Here is a 1,367-nt window from a genome sequence, read left to right on the forward strand (position 1 = left end):
CTCAACCGCCCCGAATACCTCGAGGTCGTGCTCGCGACCAACGCACTGGGCGCAATCGCGGTTCCGGTGAACTTCCGTCTTACGCCACCCGAGGTCGCTTATCTCGTCAACGACTCCGGCTCCAAAGTCATTGTCGCCGAAGGACCCTTGGCTCCGCTGGCCAGCGCGGCTCGCGCCGCATCCGAGGGAATCGACATCTCCATCACCGTGGGCGCTGCCGCCGAGGGTGACAGCCTGAATTACGAGGACCTGATCAGCGAAGAGGGTGCGCAGCACGCGTTCGTCGACATCCCGGACGACACTCCTGCTCTGATCATGTACACCTCGGGAACCACCGGTCGCCCCAAGGGTTCGGTACTCTCCCACTCGAACCTGTCGTCGCAAGCATTGACCTGTATCCGGGCCTTCCACCTGTTCAACGCCGATTCCATCGGTTTCTGCGCGTCGCCCATGTTCCACATCGCAGCCCTCGGATCCATCGCACCGAGCCTGCAACTCGGCACGACCACGGTGATCCACCCGGTCGGCGCATTCGACCCGGGCCAACTACTCGACATTCTCGAAGCCGAGAAGGTCACCAGTCTGTTCCTCGTGCCTGTGCAATGGCAGGCCGTGTGCGCAGTTCAGAAGGCACAACCTCGAGCACTGTCGCTGAAGAACATCTCGTGGGGTGCCGCGCCGTCGTCCGATACGATCCTGCGGGCAATGGCCGAAACCTTCCCGGACGCATTCAATGTCGCGGTCTTCGGTCAGACCGAGATGTCGCCCATCACTTGCGTTCTCGACGGCGAGGATGCGATTCGTAAGCTCGGATCCGTCGGTCGGGTCATCCCGACCATCTCGGCCAGGGTCGTCGACGAGAACATGGACGACGTGGCACCCGGTGAAATCGGTGAAATCGTCTACCGTGGGCCCACGATGATGAGTGAGTACTGGAACAACCCCACCGCCACCGCAGACGCCTTCCACGGTGGGTGGTTCCACTCCGGCGATCTCGTTCGAGTCGACGACGAAGGCTTCGTCTACGTCGTCGACCGCAAGAAGGACATGATCATCTCCGGCGGCGAGAACATCTACTGCGCCGAGGTGGAAAACGTTCTCTACGAACACGAATTGATCGTCGAAGCGGCCGTCGTCGGTCGCCCCGACGCCAAGTGGGGTGAGGTGCCGGTTGCGATCGTCGCAATGGCGCCGGGTTCAGCCGTTGACCTGACCATCGAGGAGCTGAGCATCTTCCTCAACGATCGTCTCGCGCGCTACAAGCACCCGAAGGCGCAAGCCCGACCCGTACAAGGCCAAGGGCGTCAAGTACGAGGGCGAAGTCATCCGCCGCAAGGTCGGAAAGGCGGGTAAGTAAGCCATGGCAT

The 1,367-nt window shown here is 61.9% G+C and carries 2 pseudogenes; both read left to right on the top strand.

What is annotated here, in order from left to right:
* Positions 1-1,221: pseudogene (locus tag ABT116_RS46605) on the top strand (AMP-binding protein); the annotation flags it as partial.
* 49 nt (positions 1,222-1,270) lie between these two features.
* Positions 1,271-1,357, top strand: a pseudogene (gene rplF / locus ABT116_RS46610) (50S ribosomal protein L6); the annotation flags it as partial.
* Positions 1,358-1,367: the final 10 nt, after the last annotated feature.

Source organism: Streptomyces sp. NPDC002130, from assembly GCF_040296465.1.
GTDB lineage: Bacteria > Actinomycetota > Actinomycetes > Streptomycetales > Streptomycetaceae > Streptomyces.